The 6,407-nt window shown below is 38.2% G+C and carries 6 protein-coding genes (1 of these 6 running past the window's edge); all 6 read left to right on the top strand.

Features of this window, described 5'->3' with window-relative positions:
- Positions 1 to 33: 33 nt before the first annotated feature.
- Complete coding sequence (locus tag EUBELI_RS03295; RefSeq protein ID WP_228003407.1) at positions 34 to 1,605, top strand: putative polysaccharide biosynthesis protein; 1,572 nt, start codon at positions 34 to 36, stop codon at positions 1,603 to 1,605.
- A 35-nt stretch (positions 1,606 to 1,640) separates the two neighbouring features.
- Positions 1,641 to 2,240, top strand: coding sequence for a UvrB/UvrC motif-containing protein (locus tag EUBELI_RS03300; protein ID WP_012738938.1), 600 nt, complete (start codon positions 1,641 to 1,643; stop codon positions 2,238 to 2,240).
- Positions 2,233 to 3,264: a hypothetical protein gene (locus EUBELI_RS03305; protein WP_012738939.1), complete on the top strand. Its 1,032-nt coding sequence runs from the start codon at positions 2,233 to 2,235 to the stop codon at positions 3,262 to 3,264. Before EUBELI_RS03300 ends, EUBELI_RS03305 begins: the two co-directional genes overlap by 8 nt.
- Positions 3,265 to 3,303: 39 nt before the next feature.
- Positions 3,304 to 5,766 (top strand): ATP-dependent Clp protease ATP-binding subunit, encoded by a 2,463-nt coding sequence (locus EUBELI_RS03310; protein ID WP_012738940.1) that lies wholly within the window; start codon positions 3,304 to 3,306, stop codon positions 5,764 to 5,766.
- A gap of 102 nt (positions 5,767 to 5,868) precedes the next feature.
- On the top strand, positions 5,869 to 6,282 hold the full coding sequence (locus EUBELI_RS03315; protein WP_012738941.1) for a hypothetical protein: 414 nt from the start codon (positions 5,869 to 5,871) through the stop codon (positions 6,280 to 6,282).
- Between the two features lie 77 nt (positions 6,283 to 6,359).
- Positions 6,360 to 6,407 carry the 5' portion of a DNA repair protein RadA gene (gene radA, locus EUBELI_RS03320; protein WP_012738942.1) on the top strand. Its footprint extends 1,332 nt past the window's final position, so 48 of the gene's 1,380 nt are visible here — the first part of the coding sequence; the start codon lies at positions 6,360 to 6,362; its stop codon lies beyond the right edge, outside the window.

The following is a 6,407-nucleotide window of genomic DNA, read 5'->3' on the forward strand; positions in this document are numbered from 1 at the left end:
AAAACAATTATTACATAAGATTTGGAGATGAATATGTCGGAGTCTAATAAACGTAATTTTATAGTTCATGGAAGTATTCTCGCAATTGCAGGTATTCTTGTCAGGATAATAGGCATGCTTTACAGAATTCCTGTAGTTAACATTATAGGAAGTGAAGGCAATGGTATATATGGAGCTGCTTTCAACATATATAATATAATGCTTGTGTTGTCTTCGTACGGACTGCCAATGGCTGTATCAAAGCTTGTGTCAGCAAGATTTACAAAGAAAAGATATAAAAGTGCTGCTAAAGTATTAAGATGTTCTTTAATGGTTGCAGTGTGTACAGGAGGTATCGCAGCACTTCTTGTATTTTTTGGCGCTTCATTTATAGAGAATGTTATATATGGAGGAGGGCTTCCGGGACTTGCGGTTCCATTAAGGATTCTTGCACCGACAATATTCCTTGTTGCAATTCTTGGGGTTATAAGAGGATTCTTTCAGGGACAGAGTACAATGATTCCAACTGCCGTATCGCAGATACTTGAGCAGATTGTTAATGCGATTGTTAGTATTGCAGCAGGATATGGAATGATGAAAGCATTTGCTTCATCACCTGATGTGGCAGCATATGGCGCTGCAGGAAGTACGCTTGGTACTGCTATGGGAGCGCTTACGGCTGTTTTATTCATGGGATTTTTGTATGCGATATATACACCGACATTTAACAGACTGAAAAGAAAAGACAGACATACAGAGAACCAGAGCACAGGGCAGATTTGTAAGATAATCATATATACAATGATACCAATTATACTTGGACAGACATTTTATCAGATAAGTGCTTTGATAGACGATGTAATGTTTAGCAATATAATGGTTGGAAGAGATGTTACTAAGAGCATATCTATGGATCTTGGTAATTTCAGTTCAAGCTACAGCCTGCTTATAGGAATTCCACAGGGGGTTGCATCTGCAATGTCTGCTTCGATGCTGCCTAGCGTTGTTGCATCATTTACAGACAGGGATTATGATTCTATATATGATAAGATTACTAAGACATTAAAGACTAACATGTTTATTGCTGTTCCATCATTTGTAGGGCTGTTTATTATAGGTCAGCCTATAATAAAGCTGTTATTTTCCCGCTATAACAGCGTTCAGGGTGGAATGATGTTAAAAATAGGTGCGATTGCGGTAGTATTCTATACACTCTCTACAGTTACAAGTACAGCACTGCAGGGAATTGACCGTGTAAATGTACCAATGATTCATTCATCTATATCACTTGCTGTTCATATTGTGCTGGTATTCGTGCTTCTTAAGTTCTCAGCACTAGGAATATATGCAGTGGTTATAGGTAATGCAACATTTCCAATATTAATATTTATACTTAATCTAAGAACCTTATATCAAGAGATTGATTATACGATGCCGTATATAAGTGTATTTGCAAAACCAGGTATATCGGCACTTGTAATGGGCGTGTTTACATGGCTTTCATATAAGGGAATGTATACACTTACATCATCTAATGTTCTGGCACTGGTAATAGCCTTTATGGTTGCATTAATAACATATTTTGGTCCTTACTATGCTTTAACTAAGATGAGAGTATTTGAATAAAGCAGGAATGTGATTCCTGACTGGAAAGGAATAATATGCTTTGTGAGAATTGTCATCAGAATGAAGCTTCAATTCATTATACAGAAATAATTAACGGAGTTAAGAAGGAACACCATATATGCATGGATTGTGCAAGAAGGCTTAATTTTGCAGGAATGTCAGACAGTTCAGATGCGGAGTTTCCATTTGTAAGGCTTCTGACGGGTCTGCTGGCTGGTAATTCAGCCCAGGTGGAAGATGGTCCTATGATGCATATCAGATGCCCTGGTTGTGGAATGACATTTGATGAATTTACTATGGTTGGTAAATTTGGTTGTGCTGAGTGCTATGGGGTATTTGGACCTCTTATTGAGGATAATATGAAAAGACTGCATGGAGATTCAGTTCATAGGGGAAAGATATATAAGAAGTACTCAGGGCTGTCTGATGGAAATAATGAGACAGATACTCTGCCAGTCATGCAGGATGAAAATGATGATTATGAAAGTCGTATCAGGGAACTGGGGATAAAGTTAAGAGAGGCTGTTGAGATAGAGAATTATGAAGAGGCAGCCAGATTAAGGGACATGATTCACCAGTTAAAGAAAATGGATAATACGGATGATTCAACACAGGGAGGCGGTCACGATGCTTAGATGGTTTGAAGAGGGCGGCAATAACTCTGATGTTGTTATATCAAGCAGAGTAAGGCTTGCCCGTAATATTAATGGATATAATTTTTCTTACAAGATGTCAGACACAGATGCTAAAAAGCTGGTAAAAAATGTTACTGACCAGTTAAAGACAGTGTCGCCAATAAGCGGTTATAATTCATATAATTTTGACTATCTTGATGCTTATCAGAAGATGGGCATGAGGGAGAGACATGTTATAAGTCCGTATCTTGAAAAGCAGGATTACGCAGCAGGATTTGTTGCACCTGATGAAGATGTGTCAATAATGATTAATGAAGAGGATCATATAAGAATACAGGCATTTGCTGCTGGAATGAATATGCAGAAAGCGTATACACTGGCTGATAAGATGGATGATGTTATCGGAGATGTACTTGACTATTCGTATGATCAGAAGTTTGGCTATCTTACAACCCTTCCATCTAATGCAGGTACAGGAATGAGAGCAAGTTATATGCTACATTTGCCAGCACTTGCAGGAAATGATAAAATATCAGGGCTGATTCCTGAGGTTGGAAGATTCGGACTTGTGCTAAAAGCAATGGAGGGTGACAATAACAGAGCTTTAGGTGATATATACCAGCTTACTAATCTGGTAACACTTGGAAAGAGTGAGAAAGATATAATTGACAATCTGGATAATATAGCAGAACAGATTATTGCACAGGAAAGAAATTACAGGAAGCAGTATATTACAAAAAGAAAAATGACAGCACTTGATATGGTGTACAGGTCATATGGTGTGTTAAAATATGCCAGAAAGGTTACACTTAATGATGGAGAGCTGCTGCTTTCCCAGATAAGATTCGGACTTGCATCAGGGCTTATTAAGGCTGACGGATTTGATGAGAGTAATATATATCAGCTTATGATTGGAATTCATCCGGCAAATCTTCTTATGATTTCTAACAAGGATATGGATGAAGAGGAACTGGAAGTGTCACGAGCTGATTTTATAAGAGAACATCTTCCAACAATACATTAACAGATATTTACGAAATCAATCATAGAAAGGGTTATAGATATGCAGAGCAGATTTACCAGCAAAGCGCAGGAGGCACTTAATTATGCGGCAGATACAGCGGCTATGTTAGGTCATGGTTATATAGGTTCAGAGCATCTTCTTATAGGACTTATCAAAGCGGAGGGCGGACTTGCATCTTCAGTTCTTCTTAGCAATGATATTACGGATGAGAAGATAATTAATCTTGTTTGCCAGCTTATAGCACCAGATAGTGTAGTTAATGTTAAAGAACCATCAGGATATACTCCAAGGGTTAGACATATACTCGACAATGCAGCACGAGAGGCAGCAAGATTTAAGTCAGAGCTTATAGGAACAGAACACATTTTAATAGCAATAATAAAAGAAACAGACAGCGTAGCTTCAAGGCTTCTTAATACTATAGGGGTTCCTGTCAAGAAGATGTATGTTGATCTTCTTATGGCTATGGGAGAAGATGCCGGCAGGGTTAAAGAAGATTTCCAGAATGGAAGACCAAGAGGAAATGATAAAAAAAGCACAGCAACTCTTGACCAGTACAGCAGGGATCTTACACAGATGGCAAGAGAAGGCAGATTGGACCCTGTTATTGGCAGGGAAGAAGAGATTCAGAGGGTTATTCAGATATTGAGCAGAAGAACTAAGAATAATCCTTGCCTTATAGGTGAACCGGGAGTTGGTAAGACTGCCATAGCAGAAGGACTTGCAGCCAGAATAGTTGAAGGAAATGTGCCTGAGACAATTAAGGACAAGCGTCTTCTGACATTAGATTTGTCAGGTATGGTTGCCGGTTCTAAGTACAGGGGTGAATTTGAGGAAAGAATCAAGAAGGTAATAGCAGAGGTTAAAAATGCTGGAAATGTATTACTTTTTCTGGATGAGATTCACACAATAATAGGTGCAGGAGGAGCAGAGGGAGCAATAGATGCGTCTAATATATTAAAACCATCTCTTGCAAGAGGAGAAATCCAGCTTATTGGTGCTACAACTCTTGAGGAGTATAGAAAACATATTGAGAAGGATGCTGCTCTTGAGAGAAGATTCCAGCCTGTTAAGGTTGAAGAACCTACGGCAGAAGAGGCAATTCAGATATTAAGAGGCCTTAAGGGCAGGTATGAAGAGCATCATCATGTTACAATTACAGATGAGGCAGTAGTTGCAGCTGTTAAGTTATCTAAGAGATATATCAATGACAGATTCCTTCCTGATAAGGCTATTGATCTTATTGATGAAGCATCTTCTAAGACAAGGCTTGATGCATATGTAATGCCTGATGAGATTAAGACATTAGAGGCACAGATAGAACAGCTTACCAAGGATAAGGAAGAAGCAATAAAGTCAGAAGCTTATGAGCAGGCTGGTGAAATTAAGAAGAAACAGTTAAAGAAAAAAGAACAGCTTGAAAAGATGACAAAGCAGTGGCAGGATAGTATCAATAAGAATAATCTTATTGTCGATGAAGATGAGATTGCTTCTGTTGTATCGACATGGACAAAGATTCCTGTACAGAGAATTGCACAGGCAGAGTCTGAGCGTCTTATGAAACTGGAAGAAACTTTACACAACAGGGTTATAGGACAGGACGAGGCTGTTGCAGCTGTTGCTAAGGCAATACGAAGAGGAAGAGTGGGACTTAAAGATCCTGACAGACCAATTGGCTCATTCCTTTTCTTAGGACCTACAGGTGTTGGAAAAACAGAACTTTCAAAGGCACTGGCAGATGCAATGTTTGGTACAGAGAATTCTCTTATAAGAGTTGATATGTCAGAATTTATGGAGAAGCATACAGTGTCAAAGCTTATAGGTTCACCTCCAGGATATGTAGGATATGATGAGGGAGGACAGCTTAGTGAGAAAGTAAGAAGAAATCCATACTCTGTAATTCTTTTTGATGAAGTTGAGAAAGCTCACCCGGATGTATTTAATGTACTTTTACAGGTGCTTGACGACGGGCATATCACTGATTCAACAGGCAGAGTTATAGATTTCAAGAATACTATAATTATAATGACTAGCAATGCTGGAGCTGAAAATATTGTATCGCCTAAATCACTGGGATTCTCGTCAGGAATGACTGAGCAGCAGAATCATGAGGAGATGAAGGGCAAGGTTATGGACGAGGTTAAGAGAATATTCAAGCCAGAATTCATTAACCGAATAGATGATATAGTTGTATTCCATGTTCTTGGAAAAGAGCAGATAGCACAGATTGTCGATATAATGATTGCCAATGTCAATAAGCGTATTATGGAACAGATGAAATTATCAATAGAGCTTGATGATGCAGCTAGACAGTGGCTTGTCGATAAGGGTTATGATTCTAAATATGGTGCAAGACCATTACGCCGTACAATCCAGAATGAGGTTGAAGATGTTCTTGCAGAGCGGATTCTTATGGGAAAAGTCCACGCTGGCAATAAAGTGAAGATAACTGTAAAGGACAATAAGCTTAACTTTACTCTCAAGAGAGGAATGAATAAATAAATTAATAAATAAACAATAAACAACTGACAAATTGCTGGCGCTTTTTGTCAGTTTATTGTATAATCAGTACATACATATCGTAACATATAGGAGGATAATAATATGCCAGTAGTAAATGAATTGATTCGTTCAGAAGCGGATGGAGCAATCAGTTTTGGTAATTATAAGTTGGATACCAAGTCAAAGCTACCAGATTTCGAACATTGTGGAGATACATACAAGGTTAAGACATTTAACGAAATCACAAAGCTTGAGAAGAACGGCTCTTTTGTATATGAATCTGTTCCGGGTACAGCTGTTAATGATTTTAAGGCAACAGATACAAGTGTATCATTTAGGGTAGAAGGTAATGAGGATGCACAGATTACATTAGGTCTTGAAGAAGGTACATCATATGATATCAGAATTAACGATAAAGATGCAGGAACAATGGCTACTAATATGGGTGGTAAGCTTGTTCTTTCAGTTGAATTTGATGGTGAGAAGCCTGTTAAAGTAGATATTAAGAAGGCTTGATTATAATTAAAAGTATTTTGATTTTACAGGGCTGCTACACATTTATATGTTGTGGCAGCCTTTTTTAGGGGGGATATATGGCAAAGGCAAAGAATACAGCTTTTTTTTGTAAAGAATGTGGATAT

The organism is [Eubacterium] eligens ATCC 27750 (genome assembly GCF_000146185.1).
Lineage (GTDB): Bacteria > Bacillota > Clostridia > Lachnospirales > Lachnospiraceae > Lachnospira > Lachnospira eligens.